We start from the raw sequence: 21,520 nt of genomic DNA, 5'->3' as shown, positions 1-21,520 counted from the left end.
CCGGTGTGGTTTTTGGTGTCCTGTCCGTACGGTCACGCATGAAAATACGGGGTGAGCGAGAGTGTACGGAGTGTGGGACCCGCTGGTCGTACTACGAGACGGGCAGCGTCGGCTGTCCAGCCTGTGGGAACCTTCGCAGCGTCGGCGTCGACGACCGAACCGAACACACCGATATGCCAGTGGTGTTCGACCTCACGGCGGTTCGTAACGCCATCGACGAGGTCTCGAACGACGATCTCGCGGATCGCGCCCGCGAGGCGTGTCGCGAGTACATCCGCCGTCGCGGATTCATCAGCGCCGGCGACCTCCGGGACCTCGACGACAGCTACCTAGCTGCCAGCGAACTGCTCCACGTCTCCGACATCGTGGCCCGAGATATGCGTCTCGAGGAACGCGAAGAGCTCTACTTCCTTTCCCTGCTTCGCGACGCCGACGATGGTGAGTCGAGTGACGCGAAACGATCCTCGTCGGAGCCTCAATCCGACGTTGGCGAGCGCCCGCCCGCCGCGGAGGTTCCACCCTCCCTTCGCGCTGCCCGCGGCCTCGCGTACGCGAACGCCGTCCGCAAGTACCGCCGCGATGTCAGAACCTGGGTGGAAGACCGTGAGTTGACGACCGCCGAGCGCAGCGCTCTCGAGACCCTCGGCGAACACGTCACCCGCATTCGGATGCTCGAGGGCGACGTCGACCCCCGGACGGCCGACCGCCTGATCGAGGCGACCCGCGACCTCGCGAACGGGCTGCGCGGCGACGAGGTGGCGTTCTCGCAGGCACAGGACCGACTGGAGGGACTCGAGTTCGACGGGAGTAGCTGATCGGCGTGGCGATCGAGCGCGGACCGACCGGGACGGACCCGACGTTCGAAGAACACCAGTCGCTCCCCTCCTGGCTCGGTCCGGCGCTGGTCGCGCTCTCGATACCGGCGCTCGTGGTCGCCCTCGTCGCGGTCCTCGAGACCGGGGGGCCAACGCTTCGGGCGGCTGGGCTCGTCGTCGTGGCCGTCATGGGGCCGATTCCGCTGATTCTTCGATCGACGCTCCGAACGACGGTCCGCGACGACGGTGTGTACTTTCGGTTTACCCCGTTCCACTGGTCGGAACGCTACATTTCGTTCGAGGAGATCGAAGCCGTCCGGCGGAGCGAGCGTCGCGCCTATCAGTACGGGCTCCGGCGGACGCGGTGGGGCTGGGAATATCGCCCGAACGCGAGCGACGGCGTCGAAATACACCGGACGAACGGCCCGGCGATCTTTCTCGGATCGGAACAGCCACACGAACTCCGGCAAGCGATCGAATCCGGAATGCGACGAACTCGAAGCGGGTAAGAGAAACCGAGTCGAATTGACCGCGTCTCAGGGCAACTTGACGTCGACGTCCGCCTGCATGCTCGCGGCCTTGACCGTGTTATACAATAACATCGCGCGCGTCATGGGACCGACGCCGCCGGGAACCGGCGTGATCGCGCTGGCCTGTTCGTTCGCGCTCTCGAACTCGACGTCGCCGACGAGTTCGTAGCCCTTCTCGGTGTCGGCATCGACGCGATTGACACCCACGTCGATCACGACGCTTCCCTCGCCGATCATCGAGCCGTCGATCAGTTCGGGAACCCCGGCGGCGGCGACAACGATGTCCGCGCTCCGGGTCTTTTCGGCGAGGTTCTCGGTCCGGGAGTGACAGACCGTCACCGTCGCGTTGCCGTCGTCGGCTTTCTGGATCAACAGGTTGGCCAGGGGTTTGCCGACGATATCCGAGCGGCCGACGATCGTTACGTCCTTTCCTTCGGTTCCGACGCCGGCGCTCTCGAGTAACTTCTGGACGCCGTGGGGCGTACAGGGTCGGAACCGAGCGTCGCCGGCGACGACGCGGCCGACGTTTTCGGGGTGGAAGCCGTCGACGTCCTTCGCGGGATCGACGCGGCGGATGACCTCGCGGTAGTCGACGTGATCTGGAACGGGTGCCTGGACGATGTAGCCGTGGACCTCCGGATCGTCGTTGAGATCGGCGATCGTCTCGTACAGCTCTTCGGGCGGGGCGTCCCCGTCGACATCGACGTGAATGCTCTCGATGCCGACCTCCTCGCAGTCGCGCTGTTTCATGTTCACGTAGGTCTGACTGGCCGGGTCGTCACCCATCAGGACGGTCGCCAGTCCCGGTCGTGCCCCTGCGTCGGCGAGCGTCTCGATCGCGTCCGTCAGATCGTCACGAATCTGGCTCGCGACGGCGTTGCCGTCGATGATCTCCGTCATTGTTCGAGTGGGCGTCCGCGAGGCTAATCAACCCTCGGGTTCGTGCGCAGAATCAGTATCGAAATACCGGAAATATGCACATGAGTGTATACTTCCGCCGTCAGAATCGCTCGTCGAGGAACGATCGAATCGCTTCGTTGACCGGCTCGGGGCACTCGAGGTTCGAGGTGTGACCGGCCGCCGGAATCCGCTCCATGCGGGCGTCGGGGAGTTCCTCGAGCATCGGTTCCGCTCGCGAGGGGTCGATCGAGGGATCCTCTTCGCCGTGGACGATGAGGACGGGCACGTCGACCTCGGAGAGTCGTTCGGTGACGTCGGGCCGCTCGAGCCAGGAGTGGAGTTCGTTGTAGACCGCCGCGCCGGGATAGGTCGCCCAGCGATCGACCCACTCTTCGACGAGTTCGGGGTTTTCCTCGCGGGTCGTCTCGCCGAAGAGGTAGCCGGTGACGCCCTCCGCCAGCGACCGCGGGGTCGGATCGGTCGACCCTTCGAGGGGTTCGACGAGTTGGCCGTACGTCTCCTGTTCTGCGGCCTCGTGCGGTGATGCCATCGAGTCGATCAGGATCAGCCCGTCGACTCGCTCGGGATAGGCAAGCGCAAACCGTAGCGCCATGAATCCGCCCATCGACATCCCGCCGATGACGGCACTCTCCTCGCCGATCCCATCGAGCAGGGCGTCACAGTCCGCGACCAGATCGTCGAGATCGTATCCCGGCGCGTACTGATCCGTCCGTGCGCGTAAATCGTAGGCGACCGCCCGGTAGTCGGGAGCGATCGCCTCGAGTTGCGGCCGGAACATCGTTCGATCCATCAGCGTTCCGTGAGCGAAGACGACCGCCTGTCCGTCGCCTCGGTCGGTCGTGACGGCGTCGGTTCTGTTTCGATACATCGCCGTCGCTACATCATTTCCCATGAGAGTTGCTGACATGATACGTCTACAAAAACCTACGTGAACCGGTCAGCCGAACGGCTCCTCGAGGCCCAGTTGTGGATGAAGAGACGGTGTGGAGAGTCAAGCTGGTTGACTTTGGACGGGCTGGTACCGCCGACGATCCCAGTAGACGGCGACTGGGACAACGCCTTCCGGCTTCCTCTCTATCCTCAGATACTTTTCGAACGCAAATAGTCATCAACGCCGCACGAGATAACACCGATTCGTTCGAGCGGCTGTTTGGATAAAAACGGTAAGCGTGTTTCTCCAAGAATGAGTATTTTAAAGAGCCCCTGGGTGTCATACTCTGACAGACTATCGATGTCGGGAGACGAATTCAAACTAATCAACGAGAAGATCGGACCGATTGCCGCGGTTGCACTGCTGATCGGGACGGCGGTGGGAATGAGTATTTTCATCGTGCCGACCCAGATGGCAGTCGTTGCCGGACCGAGTATCATCGTCGCAATTTTACTGTCGATCATCCCGATGGTGCTCGGCATCCTGTTGCTGTTACAACTCGGCGGCGCGATTCCGGTTGCCGGCGGGGCGTACGTCTACGCCTCCCGGCTCGTCGGGCCGTACTGGGGATTCCTGGGGGTTGCAGTACCCATCATGTCCGTGTGGGCGTACATCCTGTTTGCGGCGCTGGGCTTCGCGGAGTACGTCCCCGTCTTCGCCGATCTGCCCACGCTGCTCTCGGTCTACCTCCTTCTCGGGGCCTTTTTGGTGTTCAACTACGTCGGCGTGCGACTGGCCGCGAACGTCCAAATCGTGCTCGTCTGCCTGTTGATGGCGGCGATGGTCACGTTCATCGCCGGCGGATTGACCTCCTTCGACGTCTCGAACTTCCAACCTCTGTTCCCCGAGGGCGAAGGGGAGCCGTTCGCCGACAGCTACGCACCGTTCTTCCTCGCCGCCGTAACCCTGTACATCCCGTTCCAGGGCTTCGCGATGATAATCGAGATCGGCGAGGAACTCGAGAATCCAGCGAAGAACATCCCGCGGGTGTTAGCTGCTGGGATGACGCTCGTCGCGGTTCTGACGATCGGCATCATCGTGGCGCTGATCGGTGCGGTACCGTGGCAGGAGATTATCGGCGAGGACGGCGAACCCGTCGAAGGCGGACTCGCGGCCGTCGCAGAGGGGATCATGCCCGGTTGGGCCATCGCGTTCGTCGCGTTCGGCGCACTCGTCGCCGCAGCAACGACGACCAACACGCTGTACACGTCCTACTCGCGAACCATCATGCGCGCGGCTCGAGACGAGGTCATCCCTGGCTTCTTCGCCGGTATCAGCGACCGGTTCGGCACGCCGAACCGCGCGCTGTTGTTACTCGCGGCGCCGCCGCTGCTCATCGCGCCACTGACCGGTCCACTCGATGGGATACTCGCGGTCGACGTACTCGACTGGCTTGTGACGATCACCGTCACCGGGATCTTCATCAGCTTCATGATCAGCGGCGTTGCGCTGTGGAATCTGCCAAAGATATTCCCGGATCGCTACGAGTACTCGTTCTACAAGCTGCCGATGCCGGTGCTCAAGGTCGTCGCCGTCGGAAACGTCATCGTCTCGGCGATATTCATGGTGTTCGTCGCACTCGGTGCGCCGACCGCACTCGGCGTGCAGTTCGGCTGGATCGCGCTGGTCTCGCTGCTGTACGTCTATCGGATCCGGACGTACGGCGAAGAGGGCGAAGACCTCCGTGACAAGATGGCGCTGTTACACAAACACGAGTCGATCGGCAGCAGCGATACGGACAGCGGCGACTGACGGAGTGATCTTTCAAGCGCCGTTTTCTCCCCTGTTAGCTTCGGTCGGACGTGCCCGCCTCCGAGACCTCCCACTCGTGGGTATCGCGCTCGGCGGTGACGACGAGCATCGACTCGTCCTCGTACTCGTCGATCCCCCAGTCACGTGCTCGTCGCTCTCAGCGCCCATCGCGTCGGCGACCGGCGACACCTCGAGGGCGAGTTCGCCGACCGTCGTCGTCTCGGTCTTCCGGAACTCGAGCAGCCGGTCGTCGTCTAGAATCGTTCCGGCCGGATCGATCGACATCGGCCGCGCTACGGCAAGGCGGCTGAAAAGCCGCGTGCCGGCGACTGACAGGATCGACTCTAACGGCCAAGTCTTCGTCTACTCTGCCATACGAATTCGAATGCGACGCGAATCGGTATCACAACTCAGCGTGGTTTTACGCCAGTTGCGTCTGTGTCACACGGTGTGATGGCAGCTGATCCGTTCGGTCGCGCGATCCGCGACCACCACCTCGGCGATCAGGAGGTGCCGCTCTTCGACCGTGACGGCGACGCCGTTCGCGAGCACGCGATCGAGGATTGGTACTTCGGAGAACACGACGACAGCGCGTGGCGAGACCAATGGCTGGACGGCCCGTTGCTCGATTTAGGTGCAGGTGCGGGGCGAGACGCGCTCTACTACCAGGACCGATTCGAGACCGTCGCGATCGATGTCAGTGACCACCTCGTCGAAACCATGCGGGATCGCGGCGTGAACGACGCCCGTCCGGTGGACATGTTTTCGCTCCGCGACCACTTCGACCGCGACCGGTTTCGGTCGGCCCACTCGATCGGGACGCAGGTTGGACTGGCAGGATCGATGGACGGAGTCCGTCGATTTCTCGACGACCTCGCATACGTGACCGCGCCGGACGCCGCGGCCGTCCTCGACAACTACGTTCCGGGGCCCAACGCCGCGGGCGACGTCTTCGGCTACCGGGACGATCCGGCGCGCGGGCTCGCCCATCGAGTGTATCACTGCGAGTACGAAGGAGACGTGGGCCGAACGCTGCTCTTCCGCGTGTTCAGCGTCGACCGGCTTCGAGAAGCGACGATCGGGACGCCGTGGACTGTCGTCGCGACCAGGTACGGAGAGACTCAGTGGCGAGCGATACTCGAGAAACGGTGATTCGAGATCGACACGTCTCACTCCCGTCGTGTAACGGACGGGCGAGCCTCACGAGCGGGCGTTCGCGGCTCGGAGAATCAAAATCCAATTTCGCGTGACTAATGGGTTCTATCGCGAGTTCCTACTCGTATAGCGGGTTCGCGTCACACAGCGACTGGACGTCCTCGCGGACCTCGTCGATGACCGACTCGTCCTCCGGCGCGTCGATCACGCGGGCGATCAGATCGCCGACTTGGCGGCAGTCATTTTCGTCGAAGCCACGGGTGGTCAGCGCGGGCGTCCCCGCGCGGATGCCCGACGGGTCGAACGGCGAGCGCGTCTCACCGGGGACCGTGTTCCCGTTGAGGACGATGCCGGCGTCCTCGAGCGCCTCCTCCGCGTCGCCGCCGGAGGTGTCGGGGTGGCTCTCGCGGAGGTCGACGAGCACGAGGTGGTTGTCCGTGCCGTCCGAAACCAGCGAGAAGCCGTTGTCGACGAGGCTCTCGCCGAGCGCCTTCGCGTTCGCGATCGTCTGCTCGGCGTACTCGAGGAACTCCGGCTCGAGCGCCTCTTTGAAGCCGACGGCCTTGCCGGCGACGTTGTGCATGAGCGGGCCGCCCTGTCCGCCGGGGAACACCGCCGAGTCGATGTCGTCGGCGTACTCCTCGTCACACATGACGATGCCGCCGCGACCCGAACGAATCGTCTTGTGGGTCGAGCCGGTGACGAAGTCGGCGGTGCCGACGGGTGAGTCGTGGACGCCCGCGGCGACGAGCCCCGTGATGTGGGCGATGTCGGCGAGGTGGAGCGCGCCGACGCTGTCGGCGGCCTCCTGGATGCGCTCCCACTCGACTTCCCGCGGGTAGGCGGAGTAGCCCGAGACGATGATATCGGGTTCGAACTCCTCGGCCTGTTCGGCCAGGCCCTCGTAGTCGAGGTAGCCGGTGTCCGGGTCGACCTCGTACTGTTCGACCTCGTAGAACTGGCCGACGAAGTTTGCCGGATGGCCGTGGCTCAGGTGGCCGCCGTGGGTCAGGTCCAGCGAGAGGATCTTGTCGCCCGGCTCGAGCATCGCGAAGTAGACGGCCTGATTCGCCTGTGTCCCCGAGTGGGGCTGGACGTTGATGTGCTCGGCACCGAACAGGTCCTGGGCGCGGTCGATCGCGAGCTGTTCGATCTCGTCGGCGTACTCGCAGCCGCCGTAGTACCGGGAGCCGGGATAGCCTTCGGCGTACTTGTTCGTCAGCGCGCTTCCCTGCGCGTCGATGACGGCCTCGCTGACGTGGTTCTCGCTGGCGATCATCTGCAGCGAGTTTCGCTGGCGATCTACCTCTCCCTCGAGTGCATCGGCGACGGCGGGATCGACGTCCCGAACGTGCTCGTGGTCCATGTTCGATGTGCGGTCTGGCGTCCGCATAAGTGTACCCGTCTTCGGCAAGTGGAGCCACTACTCGCGCGTCTGGAACAGGTCGAAGACCGCTCGAGAGCCACTGCGTGAGTCCGAGAGTGACGGACGTCTTCGACCAGCTGACGACCGACCGATTTCCCGTTCGTTCCCCCACCCGATACAACTAACTTACCGGAGGAACATTCAGCGTACCGAATGATACAGTGGGCGATGGACGACGGGACGCTCCGCGTCACGGACGCCGATAACACCGAGTTGTCGGTCCAGGGTGGCGAACTCGTCGTCGATGGTCCCGGTCCGGATATCCAGCGCCCGGTCGACGAAACCGCGGTCGTGACCACGGACGAACTCCGTTTCCCCCACGCCGTCGTCTACGCGTTCTCGCTCGGCTCGGACGAGCAACACGAACTCGACCCCGACGGCTCGCCACTCTCGCTCCCGCCCGGCGAGTACGTCGTCGACATCGATACGGAGATCAAGACCTATCTCCGCTTTTCCGGCGCGGCGACGATCCAAAAGACCGACAGCTTCGAGGAGACCGTCGTCACGTTTCCGGATCGGATCCGCGTCATCGTCGGCTTCCGGAGCCACCACGAACTCCCCGCGGGGACAATCACCGTCCCGGACACACCGGACGGGCTCGCAGCGGGGATCTCTCACCTCGCCGCCTCGCACAAGACGGACGGGCCGGACCGAACCTACCCGACCCTCCGTGGCCATCCGTCGCTCCTCGAATGTGGCGACGCGCTCGAGATCCCCGACTGTATTCGCGACGACTTCTCCGAGTCGGGCATCGAACTGGTCGTGCCACCGGAGTACGAATCGCTGTTCGTAACCGCCCCGCTCGCCTACTACCTTCAGGCGACCGTCCGGACTAGCAATCACCGCGGGACCACCCCCGTTCGGCCGACGCTTCGGGTTCCGGAGCACGCGATCGAAAAACCCCTCTCGCCGATGCCCGGGCTCGAGCGCGACGTCGAGCGGCTGCTCCGTAAGGTGTTCTTCCTCGACTGTCTCGTGCGCAACGCCGGCCCGTACGGAACCGATCTGGCGGAGCTGAGCGTCCTCGAGGTGCTCGGACTCGACGCCGACGAACTGTACGAGGCGGGCCCACAGGAGCGACTCGCAACCTACCTCGACGTCCCCTACGCGGCGATCGAGCACCGACTCCCCGACTGGCACCTCTCGACGTACGTCTCGCCGACGTACGAGAGCATCGAGTCGCTTCCCTTCCTGCTCGATCGCCTGAGCATGATCTACACCCCCCGAACCTCCGAACTCGAGGGGCGAGAGCTGGTCGAACGATCGCTGGAGGACTTTTACCGCGGCGGCAGTCGAGACTCCGGGCCCGGCACCGCCGGGCTCGACAGGGCGAGCGCCGGCAAAGTCGCATCGGTGGATATCATCAAACCCGAACTCCGAAACGGCCGAGTACACGGGTGGCTGGCGGACGGCGTTCCCATCGATGTCTTCAAAACGACGCTGGACGCCTACCACAACCGACTCGACTTCATCGAGCGCTCGAGCGATTCGACCTCGATCTGCGTCGTCCTGAACGATCCGGAGATGGCCGGCGAGCACGACGACGTCGCCAGGATCTACCGGCAGCGCTCCAAGGAGTTGACAATGGACGTGACCGTCGAGGAGTCGCTGACGACGGCTGACCTCGCCCGCGCCTTCGAGAACGACCACGACTTCGTCCACTACATCGGTCACTGCGAGACCGACGGCCTCCGCTGTCCGGACGGCTACCTCTCGACCGACAGCCTGGGCCAGTGTAACGTACAGACGTTCTTCCTCAACGCGTGTGGCTCCTACTACGAGGGGATGGGGCTGATCGAGAAGGGAAGCGTCGCCGGCGCGGTCACGTTCACGAAGGTGTTGAACGATCACGCGATCAAGGTCGGGTCGACGTTCGCCAAACTGCTCGTCCACGGATTCAGTATCGAGCGCGCGATGGGACTTGCACGCCGGCGTATTATGATGGGGAAAGACTACGCGGTCGTCGGCGACGGGACCCACTCGCTTGGGCAAGGCGAACACCAGTTGCCGATCACCATCACGTTAGAGGAACTCGATACCGACCAGTATCTGGCCACGTTCGACTGTTACTCGACGCGAGTGACGGGGTCGTACTACTTCCCCCACACCGAGGACAACGAGTATGCGTATCTCTCCGGTGGGACGTCGAACTTCACGCTCTCCGAGTCCGGCGTCCACTCCTTACTCCGCGAAACCGATGCGTCGGTCATCTACGACGGCGATCTCTACTGGTCGAAAGAACTCGCAGAGCGGTTCGACCGCTGATCACCTGCTGGACGGGCGAAAAACTCGTTTTCTGGCCGGGAAGGCTGTCACGGCCCGCTGTAGGTCGTGACCCGTTTCGCCCGTAGCCGCTCCGACCGCGTCGTCGCTTGCGACAACTGGTCAACGGCATCGACCGCCACGTCTCGAGAACAGGTGTACGTGTCACGCATGCCACCGCCTTTGGCCGACACAATCATATACATAGTGGATCAGTAACTGGCACGCTCGCGCTCAATTTACCGTCGTATCCGAGAACGTTTCGGCGAGTCCAACCCTGCCGCGTGTTTGGGGGAACAGAGTTTCCATCCTTGGATGCCGGACGCGTCGATCGTTTCGCGGCAACCGATCGAATGCTGTCCGTCAGCGACTGGCCGCTTTCGACCAATACTACGGGCCCACTGATCATTCGTTTGTAGTGTGTGGCGATTTTTTAAACAGCACAGTATAGTTAAATAGGTAGCCATGCACTTGGATACCGTATGGAACCGATGCTCATACTCGAGGTCAGTACCGCACTGTACGATACAGCGACAGTCATGGCATCATTGGGCGGAGATTTCAACGTTTTCAACCGGGTCAGCACCTACAGCGGGCCCTAACCGAATAGCACGGCGACTGTTTATCGCGATCGGCATCGAACCGAGCGTGACCCGCACAGTCGATAGAGACGGTCGCACACCGCACGACTCCGCCGCAATTGTGTTACACGATCGTCATTGTATCTTGAAAGCACACTGAAAATTCGATGAAAGAATCGACAAATCCTACCGCAAAGTTCGATAGAGTTCAAGTTGTAGCGGTGAATCGGCCAACAAAATTAAGTGCTTTGCTAACGCTTACTTCTGTATAGACATGACCTCGAATTTACTCAACCACCAAATTGACGATATCCTCGACTCCATCCTTGAGGAGGCGTCAGGGGACGTATACATGGTCAACCCGTCCGCAGATGCGATCGAAGAGTTCGTTTCAGTCGCGACCGCGTTCGACGGCGACCTGCCGACGGTACACATGCTCGCCGACGAACGGACGCTGAAAGACGTTATGGACGACTTCATCGTCGCCTCGAACGCCGCCGACCTCATCAGCCAGGACGCACTCGCGCTGCGAACGCTCGAGGAGGCCCCCGAGAACTCGCTGCTCGTCACCGACGACCGCGTCATCGCCGTCGTCCACGCTGGCGACCGCGTCGGCGGCCTCGTCACCGACGACGACAGTTTCGTCGACGATACGTTCGACACGTACGCCGATCGCTGGGACGACGCCTCCCAGTTCAATCTCCGAACACCGCCGATCACGGCCGTTCGCGAGACGCTCGCCGACGAGATCAGCCCCGAAGCCGAAGACGACTTCCCGGCGATCCTCAACTCGCTCGAGACTGCCCGTGGTGACGGCGACGGGCTCGACGAAGTGACGATTTCGCTGCTCGTCGCGGCGAAGAACGAAGCGCTCCTCTACGACATCAGCAAGTGGGGCGAGGACGTCGGTATCGCCTCCAAGGCGACCTTCAGCCGAACGAAGACCAAACTCGAGGATATGGGGCTCATCGACACCGAGAAGGTCCCGATCGACGTCGGCCGACCGCGACTCCGTCTCAAGATCGGCGACGACCGACTCAACGAGGCCGACAACGGCCAGCTCGCGACGGTCGCACAGTCGATTCTCAACTAGAACCGAACTTTTGCGCTGTCGTCCGAAAGACGCGAAGCGTCTTTCGTGATCACGAGACGGCGAAGCCGTCTCGAACGACGGTCTATCGCGGCCGCAAACCGTTGCGGCCGCGATGTCCCTCGGCAAAACTTCGATGAAAAGCACTCCTCCTCCCGTTCGTTCGTCCTTTCAGTCCTCACTCACATCAGTCGTCGGCCCGCTCGCGGTAAGCGTCGGGTGACGGCCTGCCCTCCCCCGGGTCGCACGCCCTCACAGTCGTTCGGGCGTGCTCCCGGCCATTCGACTCCGTTGCAATTTCCTCAGCACATGGCGCAAACCCCAAGTCGCCGCCGTGAGACGATCCGTGTATGTACGAGGCCGTCCACGCCCATCCCGACGGAGACAGCACGGTCGCCAGACTCGCCAAGACGGCGGCCGACTACGGCTTCGAGGGCGTGGTCGTCCGCAACCACCACGGCTCGCGGGCCGAGTACGAAGCCGCGGAAATCCGCGAGGAGTACGACATCGACGTTGTCGAGGGCGTCGAAATCCGGGCCGACAGCCCGCAACAGGCCGGCGGCTCCGTCGGAAACTATCGCACCGATCAGACCATCGTGGCGCTCCACGGCGGGACCAACGACATGAATCGGTTCGCGGTCGAGAACGACAAACTCGACGTGCTCGCCCATCCGATGGCCGACCGCGGCGATATCAACCACGTCCTCGTGAAAGCCGCCGTCGAGAACGGCGTTCGCCTCGAGTTCTCCCTCTCGGGCGTCCTCCGAAAGAGCGGCGGCGCTCGGGTCAGGGAAATTCAGTCGCTGCGAAAGCTCAAAGAGATCGTCGACTACTACGACGCGCCGTACGTCGTCAGCGCGGACCCCGCTTCGCACCTCGAGTTGCGCGCTCCTCGCGAACTGATCGCCGTGGGGGAGCAACTGGGGTTCTCGAACGAGTTTGTCGAGAACGGGCTCGCAGAGTGGGGGCGGTTGGCTGAGCGCAATCGAGAGATCCAGTCCGAGTCGTTCATTGAGCCGGGGGTCGAACGAGGGAGATATGAAGAAGAGCCTTGAGGATCACGCGGCCAGATTCGACGAGCAAGCGGGCGAGTACGACGACTCGAACTCCGACGAGTATCGGGCCTGTGCGAATCTCGTGATCGAGCACGCCGCCCCCGAGGAGGACGACATCGTCCTCGATCTGGGTACCGGAACTGGTGCGATCGCGCTCGCGCTCGCACCCGACGCGAAGCGCGTCGTCGGCCGGGATATCAGCGAGGGCATGATGGCCAAAGCCGAAGCGAAGGCCGAGTCCGAGGGACTCCAGAACCTCGATTTCGGCCGCGGTACCTTCCGCAAGCCCGACTACGACGGCAACGTCGACGTGATCACCTCGAACTTCGCACTCCATCACCTCTCGGACGAGGAAAAACGCGAGGCGATCGAAGTCATCGCGGGCCTCGAGCCACGAAAATTCGTCCTCGGAGACGTGATGTTCTTCGGCGAGCCCGATCCCGAGGAGCCGTTCTACTCGCCCGAGGTCGACGACCCGGCGACAGTCGGCACCCTCGCCGACGCCTTCACCGACGCCGGCTTCTCGCTGACCGCGGTCGAACGCGTCCACGATCAGGTCGGCGTCCTGGTCGCCGAGCGGATGCCGACGGAGTCCGACGGCGTCCCCGGTGACGACGCGGACGACGAGGCCCCTGCGGACGCATGAAACACCTCCCGAAGCACCTCCAGCCGCGCTGGCGATACCTCGCCGTCGAGATCGAGAGTTGGCCCGATGCGTCGATCGATCGGCGGACGTTCCAGCGCGAGTGCTGGTACGCGGCCCAGAACCTGCTCGGTGATCCGGGCAGCGCTCGCGCCGATATGACGGTCGTCAGGTTCGAGTTCGCCGACGGACTCGGCGAAGCGATCGTTCGGGTCCGACGGGGGGAGACCGAACCGGCTCGCGCGGCCGTCGCCTGTATCGACGGTATAGACGGCTCTCCGGTCGGAATTCGTCTTCGCGGTATCAGTGGCACGATCCGTGCCGCTGAAGAAAACTATTTAGGTAAACGCCGGCAAGATTCGAAAGAGAGAAACGTCGTGTTCGGGAACGAGGAGCGAGTCGCCGTCCTGCGGGAATGCGATGCAGACGTGCGACTCGATGAGGCGTTTGCGGGCGCGACAGACCTCGATTACGATTTAGTGTGAGACTATGCAGGGACAACAACAACAGCAGGCATACGACCGAGGTATCACGATCTTCTCGCCGGACGGCCGACTCTACCAAGTCGAGTACGCCCGCGAGGCGGTCAAACGAGGAACAGCGAGTATCGGCGTCCGTACGAAAGACGGCGTCGTTCTCGCCGTCGACAAGCGAGTCCCCTCCCCGCTGCTCGAGGACTCGAGCGTCGAAAAGATTCACAAGGCCGACAACCACGTCGGGATCGCAAGCGCCGGCCACGTGGCCGACGCGCGCCAGCTGATCGACTTCGCCCGCCGTCAGACGCAGGTCAACCAGCTGCGCTACGGCGAGCCCATCGGCGTCGAGACGCTGACCAAGGAAGTCACCGACCACATCCAGCAGTACACGCAGGTCGGCGGCGCCCGACCGTTCGGCGTCGCACTGATTGTCGGCGGCATCGACAACGGCGAACCCCGCCTGTTCGAAACCGACCCGTCGGGGACCCCATACGAGTGGAAGGCCCTGGCCGTCGGCTCGGACCGCGGCGAACTGCAGGAGTATCTCGAGGAGAACTACGACGAGGAAGCCGACCTCGACGGCGGCATCGCGCTCGCCCTCGACGCGCTCGCGTCGGTCAACGAGGGCTCGCTGCTTCCCAACGAAGTCGGGCTCGCGACGATCGACATCGAGAGCGAATCCTTCGAGCAGTTCGACCACGACAAGATCGAATCCCACCTCGAGGAGAACGATCTCCTCGACGACGGTGAGGACGACGAAGACGCCGAGTAATCGAGACTCCGTCCCCGGCCCCGATCGAACGCAGCGATCCGACGCCGGTCGCGGCGGCCGTCGCGTCGGATGCCGTCAGGAAAAGCTCTTTTAGGCGGCCGGGGGTACTCCCTGGTATGATATCGCTCGACGAGGCGGTGACGGCGCGACTCGAGTCACACGGGGCGCGCTTTGAAGTGCTCGTAGACCCGGATGCGGCGCTTTCAATCAAACGCGACGAGTTCGACGGCGACCTAGAGGAGGTCATCGCCGCCGAAGACGTCTTCGAGGATGCCTCGCGCGGCGACCGCCCCGCCGAGGAGGACCTCGAGAAGGTCTTCGAGACGACGGACCCGCTCGAGATCATCCCGGACGTGATCAAGCAGGGAGAGATTCAGATCACGGCCGACCAGCGCCGTGAGATGCAAGAGCAAAAACGCAGACAGTTGATCGACACCATCACGCGCAACGCGGTTAACCCGCAGATGGACAACGCGCCCCATCCGCCGGATCGTATCGAGAACGCACTCGAGGAGGCCGGCTTCACCGTCGATCCGATGGAACCGGTCGAACAGCAGGTCGACGACGCGCTGGACGCGCTGCGGCCCGTAATTCCGATTCGGTTCGAAGAGGTGACGATCGCAGCCCAGATTCCCGCCGAATACGCCGGCAGCGCGCAGGCGAAGGTCCGTCAGTTCGGTGACTTAGAGCGCGAGGAGTGGCAGCCCGACGGCTCCTGGATCGGCGTCGTGACCTTCCCCGCGGGAATGCAAAACGACTTCTTCGACGTTGTCAACGAACACTCGAGCGGAAAGGCGGAGACGGAGATCATCAAGGATAAGGACGATTTGAAGACGCGATAGACCGAGAAAACGGTCGCGTTCTCAACCGAGCCCTAGCCCCGGTGGTAGCCGATCAGGAAGCCGCTGGTAAAGCCCGCACCGACCGAGACCATCGAGAGCACCGACTCGAGCCAGTGAATCTCGTTCTGTGCATGTTCCTGCGTCTCGAGGAGGCCGGCCGTGAGACGGCTCCAGTCGACGGTCACGATCTCCTGTGACTCGAGGTAGCGAAACGCCATCAGTTGGACACCGATGACGAGGGCGAGGAGCGTCGCGACCTGCTTCGTGGCGAATCCCAGTACTGCCCCGATGACCGCTCCACCCCCAAACTCGAGACCGAGGGTCGTCGGATCGACGTCTATCATCACGGCTTCGTATTCGAGTGCGGTACAATGACTGTTATGGTTGGCTGAGGATCTGTTATTCTGATATATAAGGTGTAGTCAGCGGTTCGACCCCGAACTGATACCAGTACGAGCGATCGGTCGAGTGAGTACGAGCGAACCGCAAGACGGCATCGTGCACGGGATTCAAGACGATCGGACGCGTACGGGTAGTTATGAGTATCGTCCAGCCAATGGAGGTGTTCGACCGGCATCCGTAGCGTGGTCGGGCATCCGTCGCGTCGTCTGCAGCGTCGGCGCGAGCAGTGCACACGAGCGACGGCTCGCCGGGTCGACGAGTGTCCCGTCTCGCGAGCAGACGAGCACCGACGCCCGAACTCCCCCCACGTCATCCCATCCGCATGAACGCCATCATCGCCAAACGCGTCGACTCCGGAACGCCCGACACGAGTGAGATCCGCGACCTCGCCGCAGCGGCGGGGTACACCGTCGTCGGAGAGGTCACCCAGTCGCGGCGGGCCGACGCGGCCCTCCAGCTCGGCGAGGGGAAAGCCGAGGAGTTGGCCGAGGTCGCTGTCGCCACGGAAGCGACGACCGTCATCTTCGACAACCGACTCGGGCCCTACCAGACGTACAACCTCGGCCAGCTGCTGCCCGACGGTGTCGAGGTCATCGATCGGTTCACCCTAATCCTCGAGATCTTCGGCCAGCGCGCCCAGACGCGCAAGGCCCAGTTGCAGGTCGAACTGGCCGAACTCAGGTACGAACTACCCCGCGCCGAGGCCAAAACCAGCCTCGCCAAGCGCGACGAACATCCCGGCTTCATGGGGCTGGGAGAGTACGACGAGAGCCGCGAACGGGACATCAAAGCCCAGATCAGCCGGATCAAAGACGAACTCGAGCAGATCGAGCAGACTGAGGAGCAACGCCGAGAGCGCCGCCGGGACTCCGGATTCGATCTGGTCGCGCTCGCGGGCTACACGAACGCCGGCAAGTCGACGCTGCTGCGACAGCTGGCCGACGACCTCACCGTCGAGGAGAACGAGGACCTCCACCCCGATCTCGACGCGACGGCCGAGTCCCAGGACAAGCTGTTCACGACGCTCGGGACGACGACCCGACGCGCGTCCATCGAACCACGGGACGTGCTGGTGACCGACACGGTCGGGTTCATCAGCGACCTCCCCCACTGGCTCGTCGAGTCGTTCAAGTCGACGCTGGACTCGGTCTACCGGGCCGATCTCGTGTTGCTCGTCGTCGACATCAGCGAACCGATCGATGAGATCCACGAGAAGCTCGTCACCTGCCACGACACCCTCTACGAGCGCAACGAGGCGCCGATCGTCACGGTGTTGAACAAGATCGATACAGTCGACGACGACGAACTCGCGGAGAAACGCGAGGCCCTTTCGTCGCTCGCGCCGAACCCGGTCACCGTCAGCGGCATGGAGGGGACGAACGTCGAGGAGCTGCTCGAGCGGATCGACCGCGAACTTCCGGAATGGGAGGAAGAACGCCTTCTCCTGCCGATGACCGACGACACGATGAGCGTGGTCTCGTGGATCCACGACAACGCGAACGTCGACGACGTTACCTACGGCGACGAGGATGTCGTCGTCTCCTTCGAGGCCCGGCCTGCGATCATCGAACAGGCCCGCTCGCGCGCGACGGAGTTGCGGGCGACCGCCGCCGAATCCGCGTAGTCTCGTCGGCCCACAATCACCGACTCGTCGCCGAACACAGGAGACGGTCAGGGTTCGCTTCCGTACCGGTCCCGATCGGATTGGCGCTCGAGTTCGGTTTCGACGAACTCTCGAGCGGTCTCTCGCTGGGATTCGGTTTCGAAGGTGTAGAAGCCGCCGAGGATCTGTTGCTCCCAGAACTGGAGGTCGATCCCGATGTATTCGCCGCCAGCGTCGGCAGGTGAGACGGTCTGCCAATCGTCGTCCTCCTGATCGACAAACCGACCACGAAGCTCGAACGTAGCGGGCCCCTCGTCCCACGTCGGTTCGAGCAGGTGGGTGCTGGGGTTTTGGTCATCAGCACGCGCCCGGTCAGACCCGTACGCAGGAACGTCGTAATACGTCTCGTCGAACACCCGCTCGTCGTTCCGGACGAGTTCGACCTCGAAACTCCGTTCTGCGCTCCACGAATTGATCAGCCGAAGGAACAACAAATGCACTTCGTTGTCGGAGTGGTTGTGACGCCACACGGCGTAGCCGCCACCAGTACCTGAAAGACCACCGAGAACGGCCAGAGCAGTTCGTCTGGATAGAGAGCTGGCTTCTGTCAATACTACACCACCATGATACTGGAATATATCTATTCCTATTATTCGACCTCTACACAGCATTCTTTAACATCTCGCCATTTGGAATAGAGTCTAATAGCAGGGCTAACGGAAAGTATTTGCTTGGATAGTATCCCTCTGTCCAAAGATTCTACTACCCAAATATTTTAACGCGATCCCGGAGTCTGGACAACTATGGAACGTGTTGCAATCATCGGAGCCTCGATGACCCAGTTCGGGCAACGCGAGGGAGAGTGGGTGATGGATCTCCTCGCGGAGGCCGGGATCGACTGCCTCGAGGATTCGGGCGTCGACGCCGCGGACGTCGAGCACCTGTACGTCTCGAACATGGCCAGTGGCGAGTTCGAAGGACAGACGGGCGTACCGAACGCCCTGGCCCACGACCTCGACGCGATGCCGGCGTACACCCAGCGCGTCGACCAGACGAGTTCGTCCGGCGGGGCCGGCATCTACGCCGCCTGGCAGTCGGTCGCCAGCGGGGCCAGCGACATGACCCTGCTCGTCGGCGGCGAGAAGATGACCCACCGGACCACCGGCGAAGCAACGGATGTCATCGCGTCGCTGACCCACCCGGTCGAGTACAAAACGGGCGTCACGCTCCCTTCCTTTGCGGGGCTGACGGCGCGTCACTACTTAGAGCGCTTCGACGCGCCCCGGGACAGTCTCGCGAAGGTCGCCGTCAAGAACCACAAGAACGGCGTGGACAACCCCCACGCGCAGTTCCGGAAGGAAATCGACGAGGAGACCGCACTGGAGTCGCCGATCGTCGCCGACCCGCTGCGGCTGTACGACTTCTGTCCGATCACAGACGGCTCGGCGGCGTTGATGCTCTGTCCCGAGGACGTGGCTCAGGAGTACACCGACAACTACGTCGTCGTCTCGGGCATCGACGGCGCGACGGATACGCACGTCGTCCACGAGCGCGAGGATCCGACCGTCATGGGCGGCGTCGTCGAGAGCGGGAAGGGGGCCTACGAAATGAGTGGCTACGGCCCCGACGACATCGACGTCGCGGAACTCCACGACATGTTCACCATCCTCGAGTTCCTACAGATGGAGGGACTCGGCTTCGCCGAGCAGGGCGAGGCGTGGAAGTTAGTCGAGGAGGGGTATACGGAGCGAGATACGGGAGAACTGCCGATCAACACCTCCGGCGGGCTCAAGTCGAAGGGGCACCCGCTCGGTGCCAGCGGCGTCGCACAGGCGGTCGAAATCTACGAGCAGCTGGTCGGTGAGGCCGGGCCGCGACAGGTCGACGCGGACGTCGGGCTCTGCTGTAACGTCGGCGGGTTCGGGAACTGCGTTATCACGACTATCATGGAGACAGGACAATGACGATGGAAGCCACGCGATACGAGGACGGTTCGATCAGCTACCCCGGTCACCCGCGCGGACCCGGCGGCTCCGAGCCGGTGGAGACGATCGATCTCAGCGAGTACAGCGCCGAAGTAATCACCTGGACGACGAGCATGGCGACGCCGCCGGGCGTCCGGGAACCGAACACGCTCGCGATCGTCGAGTTCGATATAGAAGGGGAATCGGTCCGCGCGATCGGACAGGCCACGACCGACGAGATCGAAACTGGCGACGAGGTCGAACCGGTGTACGTCGACGAACTGCGCGAACCTGGGGCCGGCATCCGCGAGCCGGAGAGCCAAGACTGGGACGGGTATCGGTTCGAACCGGTCTGAACCCTGTGCTCTGTCGCGAACACCCCTGAACGACAGACGCAGACTAAAGCCGAGCCGAATCAGGGAGGAGCTTCGCTCCGACCGTGGTTCGAACCGGTCTACGAGTCGGAATCGCTGTCGGTTCCGCCACCGTTTGCATCGGGATCATCGCCAGCACTGTTCTCCTCAGCATCGTCCCCGTAAGAATCGGACCGTTCTGAATCGCTCGCGTCGTCTTCGTCGCTCCCGGTAGAATCGTCGTCGCCATCGTCAGCATCGGATTCGCCGGCAGCGTGTTCGTCCTCCTTGGCGCGGTCCGCATCGCTCGAGTCCGCTTTCTCAGAGCCGTACTGATCTTTCAGCGTCTCGAGTTCGGCGTCGACGTCGACGCGCGAACCCGGGTCGTCCCGCGTCGACTCGTCGTTTTCGTCTACACTCCCGGCGCCGTCGATGTCGCCGTCGTCAATGTCGATCCGAATCGCGTCCGTCGAGGAGTCGGTTCGCTCGAGGCCGTCGTCCACGTCCCGAAGTCGGCTGTCGACGTCCTCCCGTAGGGCGCGGGCCCGCGCGAGCAGTTCGTCGAGTTGCTCGTTCGACGTATCGGATTCTGTGGTCGTCGCTCGCTGAAGCTGGGCTAATACGGTATCGAGCTGTGAGAGCGTCGTCCGGCGCAACGCGTTCGCCCGTTCGCCGGCGCTGTCCGCGGCCTCCGTGGTTCGGTCGCGAACCTCCCGTTCGGTGCGGGTGAGTTCGAGCGCCCGCTGGAACCCCTCGAGCGCCCGCACGCTGGTCTCGAGGACCGCGATCGCGGCGGGGATGGCGATCTCGTCGGCAAAACGGAGGAGGTCCCGCGGCGTCGGCGGTCGCGGTGCCGGCGGCCGGAGTCGGGGACGGCGCTGCGTGGACTCGAGTTCCGCCCGGAGGTCGTCAATCGTCCGTGTGAGCTCGCGGACGGCGTCTTCGAGTTCGTCGTCGTGATCGGCCATAGCTGGCCTACGGACGCCGGGTGCAAAAATCCGGTCGGTCGAGTCCACCTCGCCGACTGTGACTCGGGTCCATCAGCGGAATGTTGTCTGTCGAGCTTCAGGACCGTGCCGATTCGCTCATCTCCCTACTCGATTTTCAATTACCGTTCATTTTTGGTAATCCCCTCATATCGATAGCATGATCTGAACCACAATAACAATTATAAGCAGTATTATTGCAGAGATTATGGCGGATGTCGTCATACTATTGTCTGAAAAAGGTGGATTGCGTTGTGATTGAAACAGCACTGACAACCCAGCAATAATAATTAGTAATCCAGTCCCGGTTTCTGTTCCCAAGTGAATGGTCCCTGAAACCCAAGTTCTAATGAGAATTAGAACGCCAACTAACATGAATCCCAAACCAATTATCTTAGACGAATTCATATATTATTGTGTGAATTAGGGGAAAATAAATCCTTGCTGTTAACTCCGGCCCGAATACTAGTCGTACGAGACAGTCGGCGCTCGAGTGTGAAACGTCGGATCGAAAGTCGAATCCTCACCGAACGAAATCGCCTGTAATGACCGTTCTAAACGGTCTCAGTCCAGTGTTATTGGTGTTACGGCAGAGGGTCTATATATCGAACGACCTATCAAATTACAGAGTGCCATATATGGTCGATCTTGACATTCAGCTTCTCGTAGGGCTGCAGTAACTGTCTTCCTTGCGCTCATCTTTTTCGGCGTCGTCGTGCTCTGGGACATCGCCCTCGCACTCCGAAGCGTAGGGGACAAGTTACTGTTCGAGTTCGACACGGAAACGGTCGACATCAGCGGCTCGACGAAACGGTTGCTCCAGTACCAGGTGCGGAGCTTTGCGGACCGCGAGTCGACACCCGACGGCGACGTGCGTATCGGACGGAACCGAATCGTCATCGAGATTCCAGACTCCGACGGTAACTGATCGAAATCAGCTGTAGTCAATCCGCGATTAGTT

General features: G+C 62.5%; 22 protein-coding genes. 15 read left to right on the top strand and 7 right to left on the bottom strand.

Translation table 11 applies throughout. The features are described from left to right. Nucleotides 1-38: 38 nt before the first annotated feature. Nucleotides 39-815, top strand: coding sequence for a DUF7117 family protein (locus tag NATTI_RS0100895; RefSeq protein ID WP_006091534.1), 777 nt, complete (start codon nt 39-41; stop codon nt 813-815). Nucleotides 816-820: 5 nt separating this feature from the next. Beyond that, a complete protein-coding gene (locus NATTI_RS0100890) occupies nt 821-1,324 on the top strand; it encodes a hypothetical protein (RefSeq protein WP_006091532.1) in 504 nt (167 codons plus the stop codon). Nucleotides 1,325-1,351: 27 nt separating this feature from the next. On the opposite strand, the gene NATTI_RS0100885 is transcribed toward NATTI_RS0100890, so the two are convergent. Together NATTI_RS0100885 and NATTI_RS0100880 are read right to left on the bottom strand one after the other, a co-directional pair. Further along, a complete protein-coding gene (locus tag NATTI_RS0100885; RefSeq protein WP_006091530.1) occupies nt 1,352-2,245 on the bottom strand; it encodes a bifunctional methylenetetrahydrofolate dehydrogenase/methenyltetrahydrofolate cyclohydrolase in 894 nt (297 codons plus the stop codon). 100 nt (nt 2,246-2,345) lie between these two features. Next, nucleotides 2,346-3,158 carry an alpha/beta fold hydrolase gene (locus NATTI_RS0100880; protein ID WP_006091528.1) on the bottom strand — a complete coding sequence of 271 codons (813 nt, stop codon included), beginning with the start codon at nt 3,156-3,158 and terminating at the stop codon, nt 2,346-2,348. Nucleotides 3,159-3,497: 339 nt separating this feature from the next. Here NATTI_RS0100880 and NATTI_RS0100875 point away from each other — a divergent pair, with 339 nt between their 5' ends. Then, nucleotides 3,498-4,949 carry an APC family permease gene (locus NATTI_RS0100875; protein WP_006091526.1) on the top strand — a complete coding sequence of 484 codons (1,452 nt, stop codon included), beginning with the start codon at nt 3,498-3,500 and terminating at the stop codon, nt 4,947-4,949. Between the two features lie 12 nt (nt 4,950-4,961). Here NATTI_RS0100875 and NATTI_RS25925 read toward each other — a convergent pair whose 3' ends face one another. Beyond that, nucleotides 4,962-5,234, bottom strand: coding sequence for a hypothetical protein (locus tag NATTI_RS25925; RefSeq protein ID WP_152423970.1), 273 nt, complete (start codon nt 5,232-5,234; stop codon nt 4,962-4,964). Nucleotides 5,235-5,402: 168 nt separating this feature from the next. Between NATTI_RS25925 and NATTI_RS0100865 the strand changes: the two genes are divergently transcribed. Then, nucleotides 5,403-6,101, top strand: a complete 699-nt coding sequence (locus tag NATTI_RS0100865) for a hypothetical protein (protein WP_006091525.1) — start codon at nt 5,403-5,405, stop codon at nt 6,099-6,101. 121 nt (nt 6,102-6,222) lie between these two features. Here the strand turns inward: NATTI_RS0100865 and glyA are convergent, their stop codons facing one another. Next, nucleotides 6,223-7,470: a serine hydroxymethyltransferase gene (gene glyA / locus NATTI_RS0100860; protein WP_006091524.1), complete on the bottom strand. Its 1,248-nt coding sequence runs from the start codon at nt 7,468-7,470 to the stop codon at nt 6,223-6,225. Between the two features lie 213 nt (nt 7,471-7,683). Here glyA and NATTI_RS0100855 point away from each other — a divergent pair, with 213 nt between their 5' ends. From NATTI_RS0100855 to NATTI_RS0100825, 7 genes are all read left to right on the top strand, one after another. Continuing rightward, nucleotides 7,684-9,795 (top strand): hypothetical protein, encoded by a 2,112-nt coding sequence (locus NATTI_RS0100855; RefSeq protein ID WP_027119019.1) that lies wholly within the window; start codon nt 7,684-7,686, stop codon nt 9,793-9,795. Between the two features lie 852 nt (nt 9,796-10,647). Beyond that, nucleotides 10,648-11,466 carry a transcriptional regulator TbsP gene (gene tbsP, locus NATTI_RS0100850; RefSeq protein ID WP_027119018.1) on the top strand — a complete coding sequence of 273 codons (819 nt, stop codon included), beginning with the start codon at nt 10,648-10,650 and terminating at the stop codon, nt 11,464-11,466. A gap of 347 nt (nt 11,467-11,813) precedes the next feature. Further along, a complete protein-coding gene (locus NATTI_RS0100845) occupies nt 11,814-12,518 on the top strand; it encodes an RNase P subunit p30 family protein (RefSeq protein ID WP_006091521.1) in 705 nt (234 codons plus the stop codon). Beyond that, a complete protein-coding gene (locus NATTI_RS0100840) occupies nt 12,502-13,164 on the top strand; it encodes a class I SAM-dependent methyltransferase (protein WP_006091520.1) in 663 nt (220 codons plus the stop codon). Before NATTI_RS0100845 ends, NATTI_RS0100840 begins: the two co-directional genes overlap by 17 nt. Then, nucleotides 13,161-13,646: an Rpp14/Pop5 family protein gene (locus NATTI_RS0100835; protein ID WP_006091519.1), complete on the top strand. Its 486-nt coding sequence runs from the start codon at nt 13,161-13,163 to the stop codon at nt 13,644-13,646. Before NATTI_RS0100840 ends, NATTI_RS0100835 begins: the two co-directional genes overlap by 4 nt. Nucleotides 13,647-13,650: 4 nt before the next feature. Continuing rightward, complete coding sequence (gene psmA, locus NATTI_RS0100830) at nt 13,651-14,409, top strand: archaeal proteasome endopeptidase complex subunit alpha (RefSeq protein ID WP_006091518.1); 759 nt, start codon at nt 13,651-13,653, stop codon at nt 14,407-14,409. A gap of 116 nt (nt 14,410-14,525) precedes the next feature. Beyond that, entirely contained in the window at nt 14,526-15,251 is a 726-nt protein-coding gene (locus NATTI_RS0100825) for a ribosome assembly factor SBDS (protein WP_006091517.1), read from the top strand. A gap of 32 nt (nt 15,252-15,283) precedes the next feature. Here the strand turns inward: NATTI_RS0100825 and NATTI_RS0100820 are convergent, their stop codons facing one another. Beyond that, a complete protein-coding gene (locus tag NATTI_RS0100820) occupies nt 15,284-15,595 on the bottom strand; it encodes an FUN14 domain-containing protein (RefSeq protein ID WP_006091516.1) in 312 nt (103 codons plus the stop codon). Nucleotides 15,596-15,975: 380 nt separating this feature from the next. Between NATTI_RS0100820 and hflX the strand changes: the two genes are divergently transcribed. Further along, a complete protein-coding gene (gene hflX / locus NATTI_RS0100810) occupies nt 15,976-17,277 on the top strand; it encodes a GTPase HflX (RefSeq protein WP_006091515.1) in 1,302 nt (433 codons plus the stop codon). Between the two features lie 47 nt (nt 17,278-17,324). On the opposite strand, the gene NATTI_RS0100805 is transcribed toward hflX, so the two are convergent. Continuing rightward, nucleotides 17,325-17,786 (bottom strand): hypothetical protein, encoded by a 462-nt coding sequence (locus NATTI_RS0100805; RefSeq protein WP_152423969.1) that lies wholly within the window; start codon nt 17,784-17,786, stop codon nt 17,325-17,327. Between the two features lie 273 nt (nt 17,787-18,059). Here NATTI_RS0100805 and NATTI_RS0100800 point away from each other — a divergent pair, with 273 nt between their 5' ends. Both NATTI_RS0100800 and NATTI_RS0100795 read left to right on the top strand, forming a co-directional pair. After that, the gene (locus tag NATTI_RS0100800; RefSeq protein ID WP_006091513.1) at nt 18,060-19,220 is read left to right on the top strand and encodes a thiolase family protein; all 1,161 of its coding nucleotides are present in this window, start codon (nt 18,060-18,062) and stop codon (nt 19,218-19,220) included. Continuing rightward, nucleotides 19,217-19,576, top strand: coding sequence for a PhlB family protein (locus NATTI_RS0100795; RefSeq protein WP_006091512.1), 360 nt, complete (start codon nt 19,217-19,219; stop codon nt 19,574-19,576). Before NATTI_RS0100800 ends, NATTI_RS0100795 begins: the two co-directional genes overlap by 4 nt. 98 nt (nt 19,577-19,674) lie before the next feature. Here NATTI_RS0100795 and NATTI_RS0100790 read toward each other — a convergent pair whose 3' ends face one another. After that, entirely contained in the window at nt 19,675-20,541 is an 867-nt protein-coding gene (locus NATTI_RS0100790) for a DUF7547 family protein (RefSeq protein ID WP_006091511.1), read from the bottom strand. 733 nt (nt 20,542-21,274) lie between these two features. Here NATTI_RS0100790 and NATTI_RS0100780 point away from each other — a divergent pair. Beyond that, nucleotides 21,275-21,487 (top strand): hypothetical protein, encoded by a 213-nt coding sequence (locus NATTI_RS0100780; protein ID WP_006091510.1) that lies wholly within the window; start codon nt 21,275-21,277, stop codon nt 21,485-21,487. The last annotated feature ends 33 nt before the right edge of the window (nt 21,488-21,520 follow it).

This window comes from Natronorubrum tibetense GA33, assembly GCF_000383975.1.
Classification (GTDB): domain Archaea; phylum Halobacteriota; class Halobacteria; order Halobacteriales; family Natrialbaceae; genus Natronorubrum; species Natronorubrum tibetense.
The sequence above is the reverse complement of the archived record's forward strand: the minus strand, read 5'-3'. Positions and strand labels throughout refer to the sequence as shown.

Coding starts and splice junctions, on each gene's coding strand:
- NATTI_RS0100840 (WP_006091520.1), top strand. CDS start 12,502: ATGAAGAAGAGCCTTGAGGATCACGCGGCCAGATTCGACGAGCAAGCG.
- NATTI_RS0100880 (WP_006091528.1), bottom strand. CDS start 3,158: ATGGGAAATGATGTAGCGACGGCGATGTATCGAAACAGAACCGACGCC.
- NATTI_RS0100835 (WP_006091519.1), top strand. CDS start 13,161: ATGAAACACCTCCCGAAGCACCTCCAGCCGCGCTGGCGATACCTCGCC.
- NATTI_RS0100825 (WP_006091517.1), top strand. CDS start 14,526: ATGATATCGCTCGACGAGGCGGTGACGGCGCGACTCGAGTCACACGGG.
- hflX (WP_006091515.1), top strand. CDS start 15,976: ATGAACGCCATCATCGCCAAACGCGTCGACTCCGGAACGCCCGACACG.
- NATTI_RS0100885 (WP_006091530.1), bottom strand. CDS start 2,245: ATGACGGAGATCATCGACGGCAACGCCGTCGCGAGCCAGATTCGTGAC.
- NATTI_RS0100820 (WP_006091516.1), bottom strand. CDS start 15,595: ATGATAGACGTCGATCCGACGACCCTCGGTCTCGAGTTTGGGGGTGGA.
- NATTI_RS0100800 (WP_006091513.1), top strand. CDS start 18,060: ATGGAACGTGTTGCAATCATCGGAGCCTCGATGACCCAGTTCGGGCAA.
- NATTI_RS0100895 (WP_006091534.1), top strand. CDS start 39: ATGAAAATACGGGGTGAGCGAGAGTGTACGGAGTGTGGGACCCGCTGG.
- NATTI_RS0100845 (WP_006091521.1), top strand. CDS start 11,814: ATGTACGAGGCCGTCCACGCCCATCCCGACGGAGACAGCACGGTCGCC.
- tbsP (WP_027119018.1), top strand. CDS start 10,648: ATGACCTCGAATTTACTCAACCACCAAATTGACGATATCCTCGACTCC.
- glyA (WP_006091524.1), bottom strand. CDS start 7,470: ATGGACCACGAGCACGTTCGGGACGTCGATCCCGCCGTCGCCGATGCA.
- NATTI_RS0100795 (WP_006091512.1), top strand. CDS start 19,217: ATGACGATGGAAGCCACGCGATACGAGGACGGTTCGATCAGCTACCCC.
- psmA (WP_006091518.1), top strand. CDS start 13,651: ATGCAGGGACAACAACAACAGCAGGCATACGACCGAGGTATCACGATC.
- NATTI_RS25925 (WP_152423970.1), bottom strand. CDS start 5,234: ATGTCGATCGATCCGGCCGGAACGATTCTAGACGACGACCGGCTGCTC.
- NATTI_RS0100790 (WP_006091511.1), bottom strand. CDS start 20,541: ATGGCCGATCACGACGACGAACTCGAAGACGCCGTCCGCGAGCTCACA.
- NATTI_RS0100865 (WP_006091525.1), top strand. CDS start 5,403: ATGGCAGCTGATCCGTTCGGTCGCGCGATCCGCGACCACCACCTCGGC.
- NATTI_RS0100875 (WP_006091526.1), top strand. CDS start 3,498: ATGTCGGGAGACGAATTCAAACTAATCAACGAGAAGATCGGACCGATT.
- NATTI_RS0100855 (WP_027119019.1), top strand. CDS start 7,684: ATGATACAGTGGGCGATGGACGACGGGACGCTCCGCGTCACGGACGCC.